This is a genomic window from Ureibacillus sp. FSL K6-0786 (assembly GCF_037965165.1).
Lineage (GTDB): Bacteria > Bacillota > Bacilli > Bacillales_A > Planococcaceae > Ureibacillus > Ureibacillus thermosphaericus.
Genome location: NZ_CP150191.1, coordinates 1,561,971 through 1,583,925 on the forward strand (window position 1 = coordinate 1,561,971; position 21,955 = coordinate 1,583,925).

Consider the following 21,955-nt stretch of genomic DNA (forward strand, 5'->3'; position numbering starts at 1 on the left):
TGTAATTCGTGTTAGTTTTTGTAGGTTGCGCAAGTTCTGTTGAACACGCAACCTTTATTCGTGGGAGGTAAATTTCCGCTAAAACCACAAAGGAGGAAAAAGTAATGGTAAAACGCAGTAAAAGAATGCAAGAACTTGCAAAATTAATTGATAAAACTAAATTATATCCAGTAGAAGAAGCTGTTGCATTAGCTCAAAAAACAAGCAATGTTAAATTTGATGCAACAGTAGAAGTAGCTTTCCGTTTAAATATTGATACTCGTAAAAATGACCAACAAATCCGTGGAGCAGTTGTGCTTCCAAACGGAACAGGTAAAACTCAACGTGTATTAGTATTTGCAAAAGGTGAAAAATTAAAAGAAGCTGAAGCTGCTGGAGCAGACTATGTAGGCGATGTAGACTACATCAACAAAATCCAACAAGGTTGGTTTGAGTTTGATGTAATCGTAGCTACACCTGATATGATGGGTGAGGTTGGTAAATTAGGTCGTATTTTAGGTCCAAAAGGATTAATGCCAAACCCTAAAACAGGAACAGTTACTTTCGATGTTGCGAAAGCAATCCAAGAAATTAAAGCTGGTAAAGTAGAATACCGCGCTGATAAAGCTGGTATCGTTCACGCTCCTATCGGTAAAGTATCTTTCGAAACAGAAAAATTAGTAGAAAACTTCTTAGCTGTATTCGAAGCAATTCAAAAAGCAAAACCTGCTGCAGCTAAAGGTACTTACATGAAATCTGTAAACATCACTACTACAATGGGGCCATCAATTAAAATTGACGCTTCTAGCGTAGTGATTAAATAATAAATAAAGATAGAATAAAACTATTGACATTCATCCTATTCGTTAGTATTATGGATGATGTTCTGAATATAGTGATCCATTTGTACCGTAGACAGTAGGGGTGCTCTTTGCACTTAAACTTCCCTACCGAGGACATAAAATCGGATTCTTTTTTAAGATGATGACTTTTTATGCCTTCGTGTGTCTACACGAAGGCTTTTGTTTTATCGGTATGAATGACCCATTCTAATAGGAGGTGTCAAAATGTCTAAGGCAATTGAAGCAAAAAAAGTACAAGTACAAGAGATTGCAGACAAATTTAAAAATTCTGCTTCTGTAGTGCTTGTTGATTACCGCGGTTTAAACGTAGCTCAAGTTACTGAATTGCGTAAACAACTTCGTGAAGCTGGCGTAGAATTTAAAGTTTATAAAAACACTTTAACTCGCCGTGCTGTTGAAGAAGTTGGACTAGAAGGACTTAATGAATATTTAACAGGTCCAAATGCGATCGCTTTCTCTACAGAAGATGTTGTAGCACCAGCTAAAATCCTTAACAACTTCGCAAAAGAAAACGATGCATTAGAAATTAAAGCGGGTGTTATTGAAGGAAACGTTGCTACAGTTGAAGAGGTTAAAGCTCTTGCTGACCTTCCATCTCGCGAAGGTTTACTTTCAATGTTACTATCTGTACTTCAAGCTCCAATCCGCAACTTCGCTCTTGCAACAAAAGCTGTTGCAGAACAAAAAGAAGAACAAGGTGCGTAATTTATCGCTTAAACCAATATTTCGAATACAGGCAAATAGCCTAACAAAAATACCTATATAGGAGGAATATGGAATGACTAAAGAACAAATTATTGAAGCTATTAAAGAAATGACAGTTCTTGAATTAAACGATTTAGTAAAAGCTATCGAAGAAGAATTCGGCGTAACTGCTGCTGCTCCAGTTGCAGTTGTAGGTGGTGCTGCTGCAGGTGCTGCTGCAGAAGAAAAATCTGAATTCGATGTAGTATTAGCTAACGCTGGAGATCAAAAAATCAAAGTTATCAAAGTTGTACGCGAACTTACTGGCCTTGGCTTAAAAGAAGCAAAAGAATTAGTTGACAACACTCCAAAACCACTTAAAGAAGGCGTTTCTAAAGAAGAAGCTGAAGAAATGAAAGCTAAACTTGAAGAAGTTGGCGCTTCTGTAGAACTTAAGTAATAATTGCTTAAGTATCGTTTATACCAAAAAATAAAAAGCTCGTCCTATTTGGCGAGCTTTTCTTCATTTATTTAGGGAGGCCACTCAAATGACTGAACATTATTATTCACGAAAGCCTCAAACGGAAAGTAAACCTCAACAATGGCAGTTTACTTTATTAGGACACTCATTTTTATTTGAAACAGATACAGGAGTGTTTAGTAAAAGCGAAGTAGATTTTGGATCCCGTTTGTTAATTGATACATTTAACATGCCCGATGTAGAAGGAATTGTTTTAGACGTTGGTTGTGGCTACGGTCCAATCGGGTTAGCGATAGCAAAGCAATATCCAGAGCGAACAGTATATATGATGGATATTAATGAGCGAGCACTTCAATTAGCTAGAAAGAATGCAGAATTGAACGGAATCCAAAATGTGCGTATTTATGAAAGTGACGGTGTATATGTGGATGAGGAAGTCCAAGTTGCTGCTGTGTTAACGAACCCGCCAATTCGAGCTGGGAAAGAGACGGTTTTTAAAATCTATGACGGGGCTTATCAGCATTTGTGTACAAGTGGAGAGCTTTGGGTTGTGATTCAGAAGAAACAAGGAGCACCATCTACGTTAAAGTATTTGGAAGAAAAGTTTCGGTCAGTGGAAATTGTCGAGAAGAAAAAGGGATATTGGATTATCAAAGCTGAAAAATAAAACGAATTCCCATTAAATATTGACTTGACAAATCGGCTATGATAACATAATAAAATGCAAAAATATTATTTTTTGGGAGTATGCCCTTTTGTATGCAATGATTTTTATATGGGTATACTTGCCATGAATAAGTTAAGTTTAACCGAAAATGAGGTTTTGAAAAAGTCTCGTTTTCTTTTTGTCTTTGGAAAATCATACACTATTTATTTGATTTTGCAAAGACCTATTATCGCTTTATTGAGGGGTGAATAAGTTGACAGGTCAACTAGTTCAGTACGGACGACACCGCCAGCGTAGAAGCTTTGCGCGTATTAAAGAGGTGCTGGAGCTTCCGAATTTAATAGAGATTCAAACAGCCTCTTACGACTGGTTCCTTAAAGAAGGATTGCTTGAAATGTTTAAAGAAATTTCCCCTATTGAGGATTTCACAGGCAATCTTTCACTAGAATTCATCGACTATTCTTTAGGAGAACCAAAATATGATGTCGATGAATGTAAGGAGCGCGATGTAACTTATGCAGCACCATTGCGCGTAAAGGTACGTCTTCATAACAAAGAAACGGATGAAGTTAAAGAACAAGATGTCTTTATGGGGGACTTCCCATTAATGACAGAAACAGGCACTTTTATTATTAACGGTGCCGAGCGTGTAATTGTATCCCAATTGGTACGTTCACCAAGCGTATATTATCACGATAAAACGGACAAAAACGGCAAAAAAGGCTTCGGTGCAACAGTCATTCCAAACCGTGGTGCATGGCTGGAGTTTGAAACGGATGCAAAAGATATTATCTATGTTCGCATCGATCGCACACGTAAATTGCCTGCAACAGTGCTTCTAAGAGCGTTAGGCTTTGGTTCAGACCAAGAAATTATCGATATTATCGGTGATAATGAGTATTTGAGAAATACGCTTGAGAAAGATAATACAGATAGCACTGAAAAGGCGCTATTAGAAATCTATGAACGCCTTCGTCCAGGTGAACCACCGACAGTTGAAAGTGCAAAAAGCTTGCTATATTCCCGCTTCTTCGATGCTAAACGCTATGATTTAGCAGCCGTTGGGCGTTATAAAATGAATAAAAAGCTTCACATAAAAAATCGTCTATTTAATCAAAAAATCGCAGAAACGTTAGTAGATCCTGAAACAGGAGAAATTATTGTTGAAAAAGATACAATTCTTGACCGACGTACGTTAGATAAAATTATTCCTTATTTAGAGAAGGGTGTTGGATTCCGTACATTATCTCAAGTAGGTGGTGTATTGGATGAAGATATTACAATCCAATCCATTAAAATATATGCTCCTAATGACGAAGATGGAAAAATCATCAATGTCATTTCCAATGCTTACGTTGATGAAGAGGTAAAACATTTAACTCCTGCGGATATTATCGCGTCATTATCCTACTTCTTCAACTTACTTTATGGTGTAGGAAATGTTGATGACATCGACCATTTAGGAAATCGTCGTTTACGCTCTGTTGGTGAGTTGTTGCAAAACCAATTCCGTATTGGACTATCGCGTATGGAACGAGTTGTGCGTGAGCGCATGTCAATTAATGACACAGCGTCAATCGTACCACAACAATTGATTAATATTCGTCCAGTTATTGCATCAATAAAAGAGTTCTTTGGTAGCTCTCAATTATCGCAATTCATGGACCAAACAAATCCACTAGCAGAATTGACGCATAAACGCCGCCTTTCCGCTTTAGGACCTGGTGGTTTGACGAGAGAACGTGCTGGTATGGAAGTGCGGGACGTTCACTACTCGCACTATGGCCGCATGTGTCCTATTGAAACACCAGAGGGTCCAAACATCGGTCTAATTAACTCATTATCAACTTATGCGAAAGTGAATAAGTTTGGTTTTATTGAAACACCTTATCGTCGTGTTGATCCTGAAACAGGCCGAGTGACAGACCAAATTGACTACTTAACAGCCGATGAGGAAGACAACTACATCGTAGCTCAGGCAAACTCACCGTTAAATCCAGACGGAACTTTTGCCAACGAGGAAGTTTTAGGTCGATTCCGTGGAGACAACACAGTATTCAAAAGAGAATTAGTTGACTACATGGACGTATCACCTAAACAAGTCGTATCTGCTGCGACAGCATGTATCCCATTCTTAGAAAACGACGACTCTAACCGTGCATTAATGGGTGCAAACATGCAACGTCAAGCAGTACCATTAATTCAACCAGAGGCTCCGTATGTAGGGACAGGAATGGAATATGTAAACGCTCGGGACTCTGGTGCTGCTGTAGTTAATAAGTATGAAGGAATCGTTGAACATGTTGAATCGCGTGAAATCCATGTTCGTCGAATTGAAATTAGAGATGGAAAAGAAGTAAAAGGCGAACTGGATAAATATAAGCTTCAAAAATTCCAGCGTTCCAACCATGGAACTTGTATTAATCAACGCCCAATCGTTAAAGTTGGGGATCGCGTAAAACCAAAAGATATTCTTGCAGATGGACCTTCCATGGATAAAGGCGAACTTGCTCTAGGTCGCAACGTTCTTGTTGCTTTCATGACTTGGGAAGGTTTCAACTACGAAGACGCGATTATTATGAACGAACGTCTTGTAAAAGATGATATTTATACATCCATTCATATTGAAGAATATGAATCTGAATCTCGAGATACTAAACTAGGCCCAGAAGAAATTACTCGCGATATACCAAATGTCGGTGAAGATGCGCTACGTAATCTTGATGATCGCGGTATCGTTCGAATTGGTGCTGAAGTACGTGACGGTGATATTTTAGTAGGTAAAGTAACACCAAAAGGAGTTACGGAATTAACTGCTGAAGAACGCTTACTTCATGCCATTTTCGGTGAAAAGGCTCGTGAAGTTCGAGATACGTCATTACGTGTACCACATGGAGCAGGTGGAATCGTCCTCGATGTTAAAGTGTTTAATCGAGAAGACGGTGATGAATTACCACCTGGAGTAAACCAATTAGTGCGTGTTTATATTGTTCAAAAACGTAAAATTCGCGTCGGTGACAAAATGGCCGGTCGTCACGGTAACAAAGGGGTAATTTCCCGCATATTACCTGAAGAAGATATGCCATTCTTGCCAGACGGAACTCCAGTTGACATCATGTTAAATCCATTGGGCGTACCGTCTCGTATGAACATCGGACAAGTGTTAGAGTTACACTTAGGTATGGCTGCACACTTATTAGGCGAATACATGGCGACACCTGTATTCGATGGTGCGAACGAAGAAGATGTTTGGAATACGATGGAAGAAGCCGGAATGAATAGAGACGGTAAAACGATTCTTTATGATGGGCGTACAGGAGAACCGTTTGATAACCGAGTATCAGTTGGTATCATGTATATGATCAAATTGGCGCACATGGTTGACGATAAACTTCATGCCCGTTCAACAGGTCCATATTCACTTGTAACGCAACAACCATTAGGTGGTAAAGCGCAATTTGGTGGCCAACGTTTCGGTGAGATGGAAGTTTGGGCACTTGAAGCGTATGGTGCAGCATATACACTACAAGAACTATTGACAATCAAATCAGACGACGTTGTAGGACGTGTGAAAACATATGAAGCGATTGTAAAAGGTGAAAGTGTTCCAGAACCAGGCGTGCCAGAAAGCTTCAAAGTATTAATTAAAGAGCTTCAATCACTGGGATTAGATGTGAAAATGCTTACTGTAGACGAAGAAGAGATTGAACTGAGAGATATGGATGATGATGATGATCTACAACCAGCTGATGCCCTAAACATCTTGCCAACTAAAGAAGAAAAACCTGTTGAAACTCAAAATTAATCTACATGTGGGCAGGTAGACGCCTGCCCGATTCTTCATTAAACTTTCTGATTCTGAATCTTAATTAATGGAATGTCAAAAGGACTTATAACTAAAGGGAGGTAGGCTCCTTGGTTGACGTAAATGAATTCGAATTTATGAAAATTGGTTTGGCTTCACCGGATAAAATTCGTTCTTGGTCCTATGGGGAAGTAAAAAAACCTGAGACAATTAACTATCGTACATTAAAACCTGAGAAAGATGGTCTTTTCTGCGAACGCATATTCGGTCCGACGAAAGACTGGGAATGTCACTGTGGAAAATACAAACGCGTTCGATATAAAGGTGTAGTATGTGACCGATGTGGTGTAGAAGTAACGCGAGCAAAAGTTCGACGTGAACGTATGGGACACATCGAACTTGCGGCGCCAGTTTCACACATTTGGTACTTTAAAGGAATTCCAAGCCGTATGGGGCTCATTCTTGATATGTCTCCAAGGGCATTGGAAGAAGTAATTTATTTTGCTTCTTATGTAGTAATCGATCCTGGCGTTACAAACTTAGAGAAGAAACAACTTTTATCTGAAAAAGAATATCGTACTTGCCGTGAAAAGTTTGGTAATAGCTTTGAAGCAGGAATGGGTGCAGAAGCTATCAAAAAACTTCTAGAGCAAATTGACCTAGAGGAAGAAGCAAATAAATTAAAAGAAGAATTAAAAACAGCTCAAGGTCAACGTCGCACACGAGCAATTAAACGCCTTGAAGTCATTGAATCATTCCGCAGTTCTGGAAATAGACCAGAGTGGATGGTATTAGAGGTGCTTCCGGTTATTCCACCAGAGCTTCGACCAATGGTACAGCTGGATGGTGGCCGATTCGCAACATCTGACTTAAACGATTTATATCGTCGTGTTATTAACCGTAACAATCGTTTAAAACGCCTTTTAGATTTAGGGGCTCCTAGCATTATTGTTCAAAACGAAAAACGCATGTTGCAAGAAGCGGTAGATGCATTGATCGATAATGGACGTAGAGGTCGTCCTGTAACGGGACCGGGTAATCGACCATTAAAATCTTTGTCACACATGTTAAAAGGTAAACAAGGACGTTTCCGTCAAAACTTGCTTGGTAAACGTGTAGACTATTCTGGTCGTTCCGTTATCGTCGTTGGTCCAACGTTAAAAATGTATCAATGTGGTCTACCTAAAGAAATGGCGATTGAATTATTTAAGCCTTTTGTAATGAAAGAGTTAGTTGAAAGAGGCTTGGCTCACAACATTAAGAGCGCAAAACGCAAAATTGAACGTATGCACAACGAAGTATGGGATGTGCTTGAAGACGTAATTAAAGAACATCCAGTGTTACTTAACCGTGCTCCAACGCTACACAGATTGGGAATTCAAGCGTTCGAACCAACTTTAGTTGAAGGTCGTGCAATACGACTACACCCGCTTGTATGTACAGCTTATAACGCTGACTTCGACGGTGACCAAATGGCGGTTCACGTGCCGTTATCAGCTGAAGCTCAAGCGGAAGCTCGTTTACTGATGCTTGCTGCACAAAACATCCTAAATCCAAAAGACGGTAAGCCGGTTGTAACACCTTCCCAAGACATGGTATTAGGAAACTACTATTTAACTCTTGAGCGCAAAGGTGCTCGTGGAGAAGGTTCTGTATTCTCTAGTCCAGATGAAGTGTTAATAGCTTACCAAAACGGTAATGTGCACCTGCATAGCCGAATTGCCGTAAAAGCAAGCTCTTTAAACAATAAAACATTTACGGAAGAGCAAAATAAAAAATTCTTGATTACAACAGTAGGTAAAATTATCTTTAATGAAATTTTGCCAGAGTCTTTCCCATACATTAATGAACCAACATCTTACAACTTGGAAGTAGCTACACCAGATAAATACTTTGTCAGCTTAACAATCGATGATGAACTACTAAAAGAACTAGAAGCTTCAGAAGAATATAATCAACTATCTGAACAAGAAAAAATCGAATATCAGCGTAAAGCGGTATTGAAAAAATACATTGAGGATCAAGAGTTGATTACTCCATTCCGTAAAAAATTCTTAGGAAGCATTATTGCGGAAGTATTCAAGCGATTCCATATTACAGAGACATCCAAAATGCTAGACCGCATGAAAGATTTAGGATTTAAATATTCAACGCGTGCGGGTATTACAGTAAGTATTTCAGATATCGTTGTATTACCTGAAAAAGGTGAAATTTTAGATAAAGCTCAGAAAAAAGTTGATAAAGTAATGCAACAATTCCGTCGCGGTTTAATTACAGAAGAAGAACGTTATGACCGAGTAATCTCAAGCTGGTCTGAAGCAAAAGATGAAATCCAAGCAAAACTAATGAACTCTTTACCAAGATTGAATCCGATCTTCATGATGAGTGACTCCGGTGCCCGTGGTAACGCATCGAACTTCACTCAGCTTGCAGGTATGCGTGGACTCATGGCCAACCCAGCTGGTCGTATTATCGAACTTCCAATTAAATCTTCATTCCGTGAAGGTTTAAGCGTATTGGAATACTTCATTTCAACACACGGTGCACGTAAAGGTCTTGCGGATACTGCGTTAAAAACTGCGGACTCTGGTTATTTAACTCGCCGTCTTGTTGACGTTGCACAAGACGTGATTATTCGTGAAGAAGATTGCGGTACAGACCGTGGATTAACTATTGGTGCGTTAATGGATGGTACTGAAGTAATTGAAACGCTTGAAGAACGTATTGTTGGACGCTATGCTAAGAAAACAATTCGTCATCCTGAAACTGGCGAAATAATCTTAGAGCGAGACAATTTAATTACGCAAGATATCGCTCGAAAAATTATTGATGCTGGTATTGAAAAAGTATCAATCCGTTCAGCATTCACATGTAATACAAAACATGGTGTATGTAAAAAATGTTATGGTATCAACTTAGCAACTGGTGAAGAGGTTGAAGTGGGAGAAGCGGTTGGAATTATCGCTGCTCAATCAATCGGTGAACCAGGTACACAGTTAACGATGCGTACATTCCACACTGGTGGGGTTGCTGGTAACGACATTACGCAAGGTCTTCCACGTATTCAGGAGATCTTCGAGGCGCGTAATCCAAAAGGTCAGGCTCTTATTTCAGAAATTAAAGGTGTCGTTACTGAAGTTGAAGAAAGTCGAGACGGCTTAAGAGAAATTACTGTTGTTGGTGAAATTGAAACTCGTAAATATCAAGCTCCTTACAATGCACGATTGAAAGTTGCTGTAGGTGACGAAGTAGAACAAGGTCAAATTCTAACTGACGGTTCAATTGATCCAAAACAATTATTAAAAGTCAAAGACGTAGCAACGGTACAAGAATATTTATTAAAAGAAGTTCAAAAAGTATACCGTATGCAAGGGGTAGAAATCGGGGACAAACACATCGAAGTAATGGTACGTCAAATGCTTCGAAAAGTTCGTGTAATCGAAGCTGGAGATACAGACTTACTTCCTGGAACACTCCTCGATGTTCACCAATTCACAGAAGCAAATAAAGAAGCGATTATGAATGGTAAGGTACCTGCAACATGTCGTCCAGTTATCCTTGGAATTACGAAAGCTTCTCTTGAAACAGAATCATTCTTATCTGCTGCATCATTCCAAGAAACAACTCGTGTATTAACAGATGCTGCAATTAAAGGTAAGCGAGATCCGCTACTCGGATTGAAAGAGAACGTAATCCTAGGAAAACTTGTTCCAGCGGGTACAGGAATGCAAAGATATCGTCAAATCAAGATCAAAGAAGAGCCTGTTAGCGCTCTAGAAGAATTAACATCAGCCGAATAATTCGGAAAACATTTCAGTGAAAATACAAGAGCTTGAGTCTCCGAAGTTGTAAACAAACATTATGCGACGGGAAGGCTCAAGCCATTTTCACTGGATGAATAATTCAATAAATTCATTAAATCGTTTACTTGCTCTGTTTCTATACTTATCAAAAAAATTTTTTTAACTCAATTACAAAAAAAATTGACAGATTGAAATGATAATGATAATATACTTAGGGTTGATAGTAACTGTCTGTACTTCGGAGGATATTGTCAATGTCTTATGAAAAAGTTAAACAGGCAAGTAAAACAATCATTGGTACAAAGCAAGCAGTAAAAGCAATAAAAGCTGGCCGAGTAAAAGAGCTCATTGTAGCACAAGATGCAGAAGAGAGAATAACAGAACCAGTTATTGCCCTTGCAAAGGAAAATGGAATTCCGGTAGATCTTGTGGAATCAAGAAAAGAGCTTGGCAAAGCGTGCGGAATCCAAGTTGGAGCTGCAGTTGTTGCGATTGCTGCGGAGTAGTTTTTGTGGAAAAACACAAAAGCTTTGTTTTTACCCTAAAAATGAACCACCTGGATATGTGGTATTAAAAAACGATAACATGAAGGGAGGAAAAACCGATGCCTACAATTAACCAATTGGTACGTAAGCCTCGTAAATCTAAAATTACTAAATCAAAATCACCTGCGTTAAACAAAGGTTACAATAGCTTTAAAAAGTCTCTTACAAACGTTAATTCACCTCAAAAACGCGGAGTATGTACACGTGTTGGTACAATGACACCGAAAAAACCAAACTCAGCGTTACGTAAATATGCACGTGTTCGTTTAACAAACCAAATCGAGGTTACAGCTTACATTCCTGGTGAAGGTCACAACTTACAAGAACACAGCGTTGTATTAATTCGCGGTGGACGTGTAAAAGACTTACCAGGGGTACGTTACCACATCATTCGCGGTGCGCTTGACACTGCAGGTGTAAACGGCCGTATGCAATCACGCTCTTTATACGGTACGAAAAAACCAAAAGAGAAAAAATAATAAAAATTCGTAATACTCGTTGAAAGGAGGAAAACACATGCCTCGTAAAGGTCCTGTTTCCAAACGTGACGTGTTACCTGATCCGATTTACAATTCAAAATTAGTAACACGTTTAATTAATAAAATCATGATTGACGGTAAAAAAGGTACAGCGCAAAAAATTCTTTACAGTGCGTTCGATATTGTAAAAGAACGTTCAGGCAAAGATCCATTAGAAGTGTTTGAAGAAGCATTAAATAATGTAATGCCAGTTCTTGAGGTACGTGCTCGCCGTGTTGGTGGTTCTAACTATCAAGTACCGGTTGAAGTTCGTCCAGACCGTCGTATTACTCTAGGTCTTCGCTACCTAGTGAACTACGCTCGTCTTCGCGGTGAAAAAACAATGGAAGAGCGCTTAGCTAACGAAATCCTAGATGCAGCAAACAACACTGGTGCTGCAGTGAAAAAACGCGAAGATATGCATAAAATGGCAGAAGCAAACAAAGCCTTTGCACACTATCGTTGGTAATCTAAATTTTGTACTAGCTTTTTGCTAGTACAAAATTTAAATATAACACTTTTTTAGTCTAAACCCAATTTGGAAGGAGACAATTCCCTATGAAACGCGAATTCTCTCTAGAGAATACACGTAATATTGGGATCATGGCTCATATTGATGCTGGTAAAACAACAACAACTGAGCGTATCCTTTATTACACTGGTAAGATTCACAAAGTCGGTGAAACTCACGAAGGTGCCTCTCAAATGGACTGGATGGAGCAAGAGCAAGAACGTGGTATTACAATCACTTCTGCTGCTACAACGGCTCAGTGGAAAGGTCACCGCATTAACGTCATCGACACTCCGGGACACGTGGACTTCACTGTAGAGGTTGAACGTTCATTACGTGTACTTGACGGTGCAGTTACAGTACTAGATGCTCAATCTGGTGTTGAACCACAAACTGAAACTGTATGGCGCCAAGCTACAACATATGGAGTTCCTCGTATCGTATTTGTTAACAAAATGGACAAAACTGGTGCCGACTTCTTATACTCAGTAAATACTTTACATGATCGTCTTCAAGCGAATGCGCATCCAATTCAATTACCTATTGGTGCGGAAGATCAATTTAAAGGTATTATTGACTTGGTTGAAATGAATGCGACATTCTACGGTAACGACGAAGGTACAGATGTTACTGTAGGAGAAATTCCAGAAGAATACAAAGCACAAGCTGAAGAATACCGTGAAAAATTAATTGAAGCAGTAGCTGAACTTGATGAAGAATTAATGGAAAAATACTTCTCTGGTGAAGAAATTACAGTAGAAGAATTAAAAGCTGCAATCCGTAAAGCAACAATTGCGGTACAATTCTACCCTGTACTTTGCGGTACTGCGTTCAAACATAAAGGTGTTCGTAAAATGCTTGATGCAGTAATCGACTACTTACCTTCACCACTCGATATTCCTGCTATTAAGGGTATCGTGCCAAAAACTGAAGAAGAAACTGAGCGTCATGCAAGTGACGAAGAGCCATTCTCAGCATTGGCATTCAAAGTTATGACTGACCCATATGTAGGTAAGTTAACATTCTTCCGTGTGTATTCAGGTATTCTAGATTCTGGTTCATACGTTCTTAACTCTACAAAAGGTAAACGTGAACGTATTGGACGTCTTCTACAAATGCACGCAAATCACCGTGAAGAAATTTCAAAAGTATTCGCAGGGGATATTGCTGCAGCAGTAGGTTTAAAAGATACAGTAACTGGTGACACACTTTGTGATGAGAAAAACCCAGTTATCTTAGAATCAATGGAATTCCCAGAACCAGTTATTTCGGTTGCTATTGAACCAAAATCAAAAGCAGACCAAGATAAAATGAGTACAGCTCTTGGAAAACTTCAAGAGGAAGACCCAACATTCCGTGCTCATACTGACCAAGAAACAGGTCAAACAATCATCTCTGGTATGGGTGAGCTTCACCTTGATATCATTGTTGACCGTTTAAGACGTGAATTCAAAGTGGAAGCTAACGTAGGTGCTCCACAAGTTTCATATCGTGAAACATTCCGTACAACTGCTCAAGTTGAAGGTAAATTCGTTCGCCAATCTGGTGGTCGTGGTCAATACGGTCACGTTTGGATCGAATTCTCTCCAAATGAAGAAGGAGCAGGCTTTGAATTTGAAAACGCGATTGTCGGTGGGGTAGTACCTCGTGAATACATCCCAGCTGTAGAAGCAGGTTTAAAAGACGCTATGGAAAATGGTGTACTAGCTGGATACCCAGTGATTGACATCAAAGCGAAATTATTCGATGGTTCTTACCACGATGTTGACTCTAACGAAATGGCGTTCAAAATCGCTGCATCCATGGCACTTAAAAATGCTGCAGCAAAATGTAACCCTGTATTACTTGAACCAATAATGAAAGTTGAAGTTGTAATACCAGAAGAATATCTAGGCGATATCATGGGTCACGTAACTGCACGTCGCGGTCGTGTTGAAGGTATGGAAGCACGCGGTAACGCACAAGTGGTTCGTGCTATGGTTCCACTTGCTGAGATGTTCGGATATGCAACTACATTACGTTCTGCTACTCAAGGTCGCGGTGTATTCTCAATGGTATTTGACCACTATGAAGAAGTACCAAAATCAATTGCAGAAGAAATTATCAAAAAAAATAAAGGTGAATAATAATTGAAATCTCACCTTTAATCAAGTATAAATAATTTGTAAGCTATGATTGTTTGACAAGAAAGTAATTTCTTGTCAGCAGTTGTAAAAATAAAAAATACAAGTAATAGGAGGCTTTCTCTAATGGCTAAAGAAAAATTTGATCGTTCAAAACCACACGTTAACATTGGTACAATTGGTCACGTTGACCATGGTAAAACTACTTTAACTGCTGCTATCGCAACAGTTCTTGCGAAAAAAACTGGTGGTGAAGCTAAATCTTACGACCAAATCGACAACGCACCAGAAGAAAAAGAACGTGGTATCACAATCAACACTTCTCACGTTGAATATGAAACTGAAAAACGCCACTATGCACACGTAGACTGCCCAGGACACGCTGACTACGTTAAAAACATGATCACTGGTGCTGCTCAAATGGACGGCGGTATCTTAGTAGTATCTGCAGCTGACGGTCCAATGCCACAAACTCGTGAGCACATCTTACTTTCTCGTCAAGTAGGTGTACCATACTTAGTAGTATTCTTAAACAAATGTGACATGGTTGACGACGAAGAATTATTAGAATTAGTAGAAATGGAAGTTCGTGACTTACTTTCAGAATATGACTTCCCAGGCGACGAAGTTCCTGTAATTAAAGGTTCTGCTCTTAAAGCTCTTGAAGGAGATGCTGAGTGGGAAGCAAAAATCGTTGAATTAATGGATGCAGTTGACGAATACATTCCAACTCCACAACGTGAAACTGATAAACCATTCATGATGCCAGTAGAGGACGTATTCTCTATCACTGGTCGTGGTACAGTTGCTACTGGTCGTGTAGAACGCGGTCAAGTTAAAGTTGGTGACGAAGTAGAAATCATCGGTTTAGCTGATGAGCCAACAAAAACAACTGTAACAGGTATCGAAATGTTCCGTAAATTACTTGACTATGCTGAAGCTGGTGACAACATCGGTGCTTTATTACGTGGTATTTCACGTGACGAAGTTCAACGCGGTCAAGTATTAGCAAAACCAGGCTCAATTACACCACACACAGCTTTCAAAGCACAAGTTTACGTATTATCTAAAGAAGAAGGTGGACGCCATACTCCATTCTTCTCTAACTATCGTCCACAATTCTACTTCCGTACTACAGACGTAACTGGTGTAATCACTTTACCAGAAGGTGTAGAAATGGTTATGCCTGGCGATAACATCGAAATGACTGTAGAATTAATCTCTCCTATCGCGATTGAAGAAGGTACTAAATTCTCTATCCGTGAGGGTGGACGTACTGTAGGAGCAGGTTCTGTATCTGAAATCATTAAATAATAAACGTAAATAGCTTACGATTGAACCATCTTGTAGTTTATCTACAAGATGGTTTTTTAGTGCGCCTGGCATGGGTGTAATCTATAGGGTGTAAGTCCCGAACTGTGAAGGCAGAAGTAACAGTTAGCTTAACGCAAGGGTGTCCGTGGTGACGCGGAATCTGAAGGAAGCGAGCGGCAAACTTCCGGTCTGAGGAACACGAACTTCATATAAGGCTAGGTATCATTGGATGAGTTTGCTAAACAAAACAAAGTCCTTTCTGCCAAAGGTGGTACAGAGTAAATGAAGCAGATAGATGGAAGGAAAGATTACATTCTTACCCGGGGAGGTCTGGCGGATATGTGAAGTACGCTTCATAACCTACTTAGTGATAAGTAGCTGAACCGTCAGAAGTCAGCAGAGGTCATAGTATTAGTTGGTTTAGAACTACTAAGAAGGACCGAACAATTAAGAGAGAATAGCCCTTGGCATTCAGTGAGTCATGATGAACACAGAAAACGTAGTACCTCACTTGAGGAAGGAAGCGGTGAATCCCGTGGGAGACCTCTTGGAGGGTGGAGTGACCACTGGCATAAAGAGAACAGCTATTCACGGAAGTTATAAAGACTTGCGTCAATCATCTTAATTGAACCGCCGTATACGGAACCGTACGTACGGTGGTGTGAGAGGACGGGAGTTAATCGCTCCCTCCTACTCGATTTTTTTCTATAGCTAAAGTGAATATTGTTTATTCAAAATATGTATTTCATTTATATGCTCTCTCCCCCTTATAATATTATTAAGAAGATTTTGGAATCTTCAAAATCATTGTTCGAATTATTGAGGGGGATGCGGTATTATGGCAAATTACGTTACAGTGGGGAATTTACAAGTAGAAAAAGTGTTATACGATTTTGTAAATGAGCAAGTTTTGCCTGATGTAGAAGTAAATAAAGATGAATTTTGGGCAGGATTTGATACATTAATTCATGACTTAACGCCGGAAAATAAAGAACTTCTTGAAAAGCGAAGAGAATTAGAAGAGGCAATTCATAACTGGCATAAAGAAAATAAAGATCACTTTCATTTCGATCAATATAAAAAATTCCTTGAAGATATCGGCTACATTGAACCGAAAGTAGAAGACTACCATATTACAACTGAAAACGTTGACGAAGAAATTTCGTTTCAAGCTGGTCCTCAATTAGTTGTACCAGTAAACAATGGACGTTATGCCCTAAACGCTGCCAATGCTCGTTGGGGAAGCCTTTACGATGCATTATACGGTACTGATGCCATTAGCGAGGAAGATGGAGCGGAGAAAGGAAACAGCTACAATCCAGTTCGTGGCCAGAAAGTAATTGAATATTCAAAGAAGTTTTTAGATCAAGCAGTTCCTTTAAAAGATGCAACTCATTTAGATGTTACAAAATATGCGATTGTAAACGGAAAGCTAGTTGCTACACTTTCAAATGGCAATGAAACAGGACTTGTGGATGAATCAAAAGCTGTGGGGTATAACGGGTCGCCAGAAGAACCTTCTGTTGTTCTATTAAAGAATAATGACCTGCACATTGAAATTGTAATCGATCGAAATCATCCTGTAGGAAAATCAGATCCGGCTGGTATTAAGGACATTATTTTAGAATCAGCTGTGACGACAATAATGGACTGTGAGGACTCTGTTGCTGCAGTTGATGCAGAAGATAAAGTAGAAGTATACAGCAACTGGTTAGGATTAATTAGAGGAGATTTATCAGCTACTTTTGAAAAAGGTTCGAAAATAATGACTCGTACGTTAAATCCTGACCGCACGTATAAAGGGGTTAACGGTGAAGACATTACATTACCAGGTCGCTCATTAATGTTTGTCCGCAATGTAGGCCACTTAATGACAACAAACGCCATTTTAGATAAAAATGGAGAAGAAATCCCAGAAGGAATTATGGATGGTGTCATTACGAGCTTAATTGCTAAACTTGATATATTAGGTAAAACAAAATACAAAAATTCGAAAAAAGGCTCTATTTATATTGTAAAACCAAAAATGCACGGTTCAAAAGAAGTAGCATTTACAAACAAATTATTTGGTAGAATTGAAGATTTAATTGGGCTTGAGCGTTACACATTAAAGGTTGGTGTAATGGATGAAGAACGTCGTACGTCTCTAAACTTAAAAAATTGCATTAAAGAAGTAAAAGAACGGATTGTCTTCATTAACACGGGATTCTTAGATAGAACAGGTGATGAAATTCATACATCAATGGAAGCAGGTCCAATGATTCGCAAAAATGAAATGAAATCTTCTGTTTGGTTAAATGCATATGAAAGATCAAATGTATTCGTAGGATTAAATTGCGGTTTACTAGGCCGTGCCCAAATTGGTAAAGGAATGTGGGCAATGCCTGACTTAATGGCTGCAATGCTAGAGCAAAAAATCGCTCATCCAAAAGCAGGAGCCAATACAGCTTGGGTACCATCACCAACAGCTGCAACGTTGCATGCCATCCACTATCATTTAGTAGATGTAAAAGAAGTTCAAAGAGGTATTACTGACTTTGAAGATTTACAAGATGATATTCTTCAAATTCCTGTAGAGAAAAATCCAAACTGGAGCCCAGAAGAAATTCAAGAAGAGTTGGACAACAACTGTCAAGGAATTTTAGGATACGTAATTCGCTGGGTAGAACAAGGAGTTGGATGTTCAAAAGTACCAGACATTAACGATATTGGATTAATGGAAGACCGTGCAACACTTCGTATTTCCAGCCAACATATCGCAAACTGGCTACATCATGGAATTGTGACAAAAGAACAAGTGTATGAAACGCTTAAACGTATGGCTGTAGTGGTGGATAAACAAAATGCTGATGATCCAAACTATCGCCCAATGGCTCCAAACTTCGAAGAGTCTGTTGGTTTCCAAGCAGCTTGCGACCTCATTTTCAAAGGATATGAGCAACCAAATGGTTATACTGAACCAATCCTTCATAAGCGACGCCTTGAAGCGAAACAAAAATATGGCGTTGTAAGTACAAACTAATTATAAAAAGACATCCCTTCCAAAATAGATAACCATTTTGGAAGGATGTCTTTTTTATTTCGTAATAAATTGCTGGGCTAATTCAATAAATTCTCTTACAGCGAAAGATAAATATTTATTCTTTTTCCAAGTCAATCCTAACTCTAGAAAAAGATTTTCATGTTTGAAAGGAATTGAAACAATTTTTTCATTTTGAAGTTTTTCACATATTTTTTTTGGAAGTAACGCAATCCCTACTTTAGCAGCCACCATCTCAACGATTAAATCTTTCTGTGATGATTCACAAGCTATTGTAGGGTAGAACCCATTTTTTGAACATTCTTCTATAATGCGATCGTACAATGTAAAATCTTTGCGATATATAATAAAATCTTCTTTCTCTAACCGGGACATTTCAACGGATGACAATGTAGCAAGTGGATGGTCTTTATGAACAATTAACATTAACGGATCTTTTAATATACTAATAGATTCTAATTGATCGTTTGGAGCACATAAATTACAAATGAGTCCTATATCCAATTCTCCTTCTTCTACCCCTTGCCGAATTTTTTTCGTCCCTACTTCCGTTAGTTTAATTTCAATATAAGGATATTTTTCTTTATATAAACTAATTAATTTTGAAAAAAACTCCACACCTACAATCGGTGGAATTCCAATACGAATTTCTCCTTTTTTCAACTCCATTAAATCCGTTAATTCTGAACGTAAATTTTTAAAGGCGGCTAATACATGTTGCGCATTTGCTAATACCGCCTTTCCTGCATCCGTCAACTCCAATTGTTTTGAAGAACGGTAAAATAAAGGTACACCAAGCTCGGCTTCTAAATTTTGAATGGCTTTACTAATGGATGGTTGTGATACGTGTAAAGTGGAAGCAGCTTTCGTGAAACTCAAATGTTTGGCTACTTCTGTAAAATACTCGATTTGGCGGATGTCCACTACAAACATCTCCTTTTTACGCACTATTTGTTCTTTGTTCCATTATACTAATTTACATACATATTTCTCATAAAAAGAGAATAAAATTGATTTTCTTAAACAAAGTGCAAAATATATTACAATATAATATAAAAATTTTATGTATGTGAAAGGATGAAAGGATGAAAATATTTTTAATAGAGGACGATCAATCCATTTTCAATTCAATAAGGGAACGTTTTAACCAATGGTCGATGGAAGTAGTAGGACCAAAAGATTTTCAACAAGTGCTAGATGATTTTTTAAACGTGCAGCCACATCTAGTCATCATTGATATTCAACTCCCCGCATTTGATGGTTTTCATTGGTGCCGTGAAATTCGTGCCATCTCAAAAGTGCCAATTATATTTTTATCATCTAGAGACCATCCAATGGATATGGTAATGGCTATGCAAATGGGGGCGGATGATTTTGTGCAAAAACCTTTTCATATGGAAGTATTGCTAGCAAAAGTACAGGCGATATTAAGAAGAACTTATGATTATGGGGAGAATATGCAACATGTTGTGAGATGGAATGGTGCAATTATTGATTATGACAGAGGAACCATTCAATACGGTGAGAAAGTGATAGAATTGACGAAAAACGAATTGTTTATTTTGAAGACATTATTAGCTTCTGTTGACAAAATTGTTTCTCGTGATGAGCTAATGCGTAAATTATGGGATGACGAGCGATTTGTGAATGATAATACGTTAACGGTCAATGTCAATCGATTGCGACAGCGATTAGATGAAATTGGTTTATCGGAAACCATTGTAACGAAAAAAGGACTTGGCTACATGGCGGTGACAAAATGATTGGACTATTTTTAAAAGAAAGAAGATCGTGGATTTTATTCTTCCTGTTTATGCAAATATGGCTGAATGGATTGTTTTTCATCGATAGCGGCATATCAAATATATCCATCATATATGTAAACATCATGAATCTTTTATTCTTTCTTCTTTTCTTAATTTGGCGTTATGGAAGAGAAACAAAGCAGCTAAAAGCTATCTATGAGCAACCAATCAATAAAGAGCTGCTTTCTCCTTTCCAGCAAATGTACATGGAACATTTCCAACAACAATATCAAGAAATAGATTATAGACTTCATCAAATAAAAATGGAAATGCTTGAACAGCAAGATCAGATGCTGGCGTGGGTGCATGAAATGAAATCGCCGATGACTGCCATGAAATTAATCGTGGAACAAGTAGAACCTTATGCGTTAAGAGAGAAGATTGAAAAAGAATGGGTTCGCATATTTTTGTTGCTTGATCAAAAAATCCATGAAACAAGGCTTTCAACGATTGAAAAAGATAACCGGCTGGAAAAGGTTTGTTTGGAAACAGTCGTTCATCAACAAATTAAAGATTTTCGTTCATGGTGTATTGAAAAAGGGATTGGTGTTGAAACGAAGAATTTGCAAAAGACCGTGACAACAGATGCCAAATGGCTTGGGTTCATTATTCGCCAAATTTTTTCTAATGCTGTGAAGTACAGCCATGAAAATAGTGAAATTCACATATTTACAACTCGGAATCAAGAGGGGCATCTATTATTACATATACAAGACTTCGGAGTTGGGATTCGAGCTGAAGACTTGCCCCGTATTTTCCAACGGTCCTATACAGGAACGATCGGAAGGGAAACAATCGCTGCGACAGGGATGGGTCTATACTTGGCAAAGGAAGCGGCTGAAAAACTTGGGCTTACGCTGAAGGTAGATTCACAAGTGGGTGCCGGCACAACTTTTACAATCCAATTTCCTCTTGAAAATCAATACATTCAATCTTATGGTATGTGACAAAATTGTCATTTACCATTTTTTATTTGTCACGAAAATCGAACGATTGTAAGGTACTGAAAGGGTACAATTTAGTAAGGAATCAATACAAGGGGTTGACGAAATGGCTGTTTTAGTGGCAAGAAAAATAAGAAAAACCTATGGAAAACGTACGTTACAACAAGAAGTGTTAAAAGGGATTGACCTGGAAGTACATGAAGGAGAATTCGTTGGTATCATGGGGCCATCCGGTTCGGGTAAAACAACTTTATTAAATGTCCTTTGTTCCATAGATTATCCAACAGAAGGAATTGTTGAAATCAACGGGAAACCGTTACAAAAGATGAAAGAACGGGATTTGGCAAAATTTCGCCGGGAACATTTAGGGTTCATCTTTCAAGATTATAATTTGCTTGATACGTTAACGGTAAAAGAGAATATTCTGCTGCCGTTATCTGTTGGCAAAGTATCAAAAAACGCGGCAGAGAAGCGTTTAGCAATGCTCGTCGAATATTTAGGAATCAAAGACATTTTAAGTAAATATCCGAATGAAATATCCGGCGGACAAAAGCAGAGAACATCTGCTGCAAGAGCTCTTATTACTGAACCATCTATCGTTTTTGCCGATGAGCCGACAGGGGCGCTTGATTCTAAAGCGGCGACGGCATTACTGACAAATTTGGAAAACATCAATAAGGAAAGAGGAGCAACCATCATGATGGTGACCCACGATGCAGTGGCAGCAAGCTTCTGTAGTCGAGTGTTGTTCTTGAAAGACGGTCAAATTTATACGGAGCTCTATAAAGGGGATAAAACGAGACAGGCGTTTTTCCAAGATATTTTGAATACCCAAAGAGTGCTTGGCGGTGATGGATATGACGTTAACTAATT

The 21,955-nt window shown here is 38.7% G+C and carries 17 protein-coding genes and 1 other annotated feature; of the genes, 16 read left to right on the forward strand and 1 reads right to left on the reverse strand.

Features of this window, described 5'->3' with window-relative positions:
- The first annotated feature begins 104 nt into the window (after positions 1 to 104).
- The 13 genes from rplA to NSQ18_RS07640 all read left to right on the forward strand — a co-directional run bounded on the left by rplA (position 105) and on the right by NSQ18_RS07640 (position 18,315).
- Positions 105 to 803, forward strand: a complete 699-nt coding sequence (gene rplA / locus NSQ18_RS07580) for a 50S ribosomal protein L1 (protein ID WP_016838542.1) — start codon at positions 105 to 107, stop codon at positions 801 to 803.
- Positions 804 to 870: 67 nt separating this feature from the next.
- Positions 871 to 1,014, forward strand: a sequence feature (ribosomal protein L10 leader region).
- Positions 1,015 to 1,046: 32 nt separating this feature from the next.
- Positions 1,047 to 1,547: a 50S ribosomal protein L10 gene (gene rplJ, locus NSQ18_RS07585; protein WP_016838543.1), complete on the forward strand. Its 501-nt coding sequence runs from the start codon at positions 1,047 to 1,049 to the stop codon at positions 1,545 to 1,547.
- A 73-nt stretch (positions 1,548 to 1,620) separates the two neighbouring features.
- Positions 1,621 to 1,986, forward strand: coding sequence for a 50S ribosomal protein L7/L12 (gene rplL / locus NSQ18_RS07590; protein WP_016838544.1), 366 nt, complete (start codon positions 1,621 to 1,623; stop codon positions 1,984 to 1,986).
- Positions 1,987 to 2,074: 88 nt separating this feature from the next.
- Entirely contained in the window at positions 2,075 to 2,674 is a 600-nt protein-coding gene (locus NSQ18_RS07595; RefSeq protein ID WP_016838545.1) for a class I SAM-dependent methyltransferase, read from the forward strand.
- Between the two features lie 244 nt (positions 2,675 to 2,918).
- Entirely contained in the window at positions 2,919 to 6,479 is a 3,561-nt protein-coding gene (gene rpoB / locus NSQ18_RS07600) for a DNA-directed RNA polymerase subunit beta (RefSeq protein WP_172597819.1), read from the forward strand.
- A 110-nt stretch (positions 6,480 to 6,589) separates the two neighbouring features.
- A complete protein-coding gene (gene rpoC, locus NSQ18_RS07605; RefSeq protein WP_016838547.1) occupies positions 6,590 to 10,279 on the forward strand; it encodes a DNA-directed RNA polymerase subunit beta' in 3,690 nt (1,229 codons plus the stop codon).
- Positions 10,280 to 10,536: 257 nt separating this feature from the next.
- A complete protein-coding gene (locus NSQ18_RS07610) occupies positions 10,537 to 10,788 on the forward strand; it encodes a 50S ribosomal protein L7ae-like protein (protein ID WP_016838548.1) in 252 nt (83 codons plus the stop codon).
- A 98-nt stretch (positions 10,789 to 10,886) separates the two neighbouring features.
- A complete protein-coding gene (gene rpsL, locus NSQ18_RS07615) occupies positions 10,887 to 11,306 on the forward strand; it encodes a 30S ribosomal protein S12 (protein ID WP_016838549.1) in 420 nt (139 codons plus the stop codon).
- 37 nt (positions 11,307 to 11,343) lie between these two features.
- On the forward strand, positions 11,344 to 11,814 hold the full coding sequence (rpsG, locus tag NSQ18_RS07620) for a 30S ribosomal protein S7 (RefSeq protein WP_016838550.1): 471 nt from the start codon (positions 11,344 to 11,346) through the stop codon (positions 11,812 to 11,814).
- Between the two features lie 89 nt (positions 11,815 to 11,903).
- Entirely contained in the window at positions 11,904 to 13,982 is a 2,079-nt protein-coding gene (gene fusA, locus NSQ18_RS07625; protein ID WP_016838551.1) for an elongation factor G, read from the forward strand.
- Positions 13,983 to 14,105: 123 nt separating this feature from the next.
- Positions 14,106 to 15,293: an elongation factor Tu gene (gene tuf, locus NSQ18_RS07630; protein WP_016838552.1), complete on the forward strand. Its 1,188-nt coding sequence runs from the start codon at positions 14,106 to 14,108 to the stop codon at positions 15,291 to 15,293.
- 481 nt (positions 15,294 to 15,774) lie between these two features.
- A complete protein-coding gene (locus NSQ18_RS07635) occupies positions 15,775 to 15,918 on the forward strand; it encodes a hypothetical protein (protein ID WP_172597779.1) in 144 nt (47 codons plus the stop codon).
- Positions 15,919 to 16,131: 213 nt separating this feature from the next.
- Entirely contained in the window at positions 16,132 to 18,315 is a 2,184-nt protein-coding gene (locus NSQ18_RS07640; RefSeq protein WP_016839361.1) for a malate synthase G, read from the forward strand.
- A 54-nt stretch (positions 18,316 to 18,369) separates the two neighbouring features.
- On the opposite strand, the gene NSQ18_RS07645 is transcribed toward NSQ18_RS07640, so the two are convergent.
- A complete protein-coding gene (locus tag NSQ18_RS07645) occupies positions 18,370 to 19,257 on the reverse strand; it encodes a LysR family transcriptional regulator (protein ID WP_016839362.1) in 888 nt (295 codons plus the stop codon).
- 161 nt (positions 19,258 to 19,418) lie between these two features.
- Here NSQ18_RS07645 and NSQ18_RS07650 point away from each other — a divergent pair, with 161 nt between their 5' ends.
- The 3 genes from NSQ18_RS07650 (at position 19,419) to NSQ18_RS07660 (ending at position 21,953) form a co-directional block, all read left to right on the forward strand.
- Positions 19,419 to 20,096, forward strand: coding sequence for a response regulator transcription factor (locus tag NSQ18_RS07650; protein ID WP_016839363.1), 678 nt, complete (start codon positions 19,419 to 19,421; stop codon positions 20,094 to 20,096).
- The gene (locus NSQ18_RS07655; protein WP_016839364.1) at positions 20,093 to 21,085 is read left to right on the forward strand and encodes a sensor histidine kinase; all 993 of its coding nucleotides are present in this window, start codon (positions 20,093 to 20,095) and stop codon (positions 21,083 to 21,085) included. Before NSQ18_RS07650 ends, NSQ18_RS07655 begins: the two co-directional genes overlap by 4 nt.
- A 103-nt stretch (positions 21,086 to 21,188) precedes the next feature.
- Positions 21,189 to 21,953 (forward strand): ABC transporter ATP-binding protein, encoded by a 765-nt coding sequence (locus tag NSQ18_RS07660; protein ID WP_016839365.1) that lies wholly within the window; start codon positions 21,189 to 21,191, stop codon positions 21,951 to 21,953.
- Positions 21,954 to 21,955 lie beyond the last annotated feature (2 nt).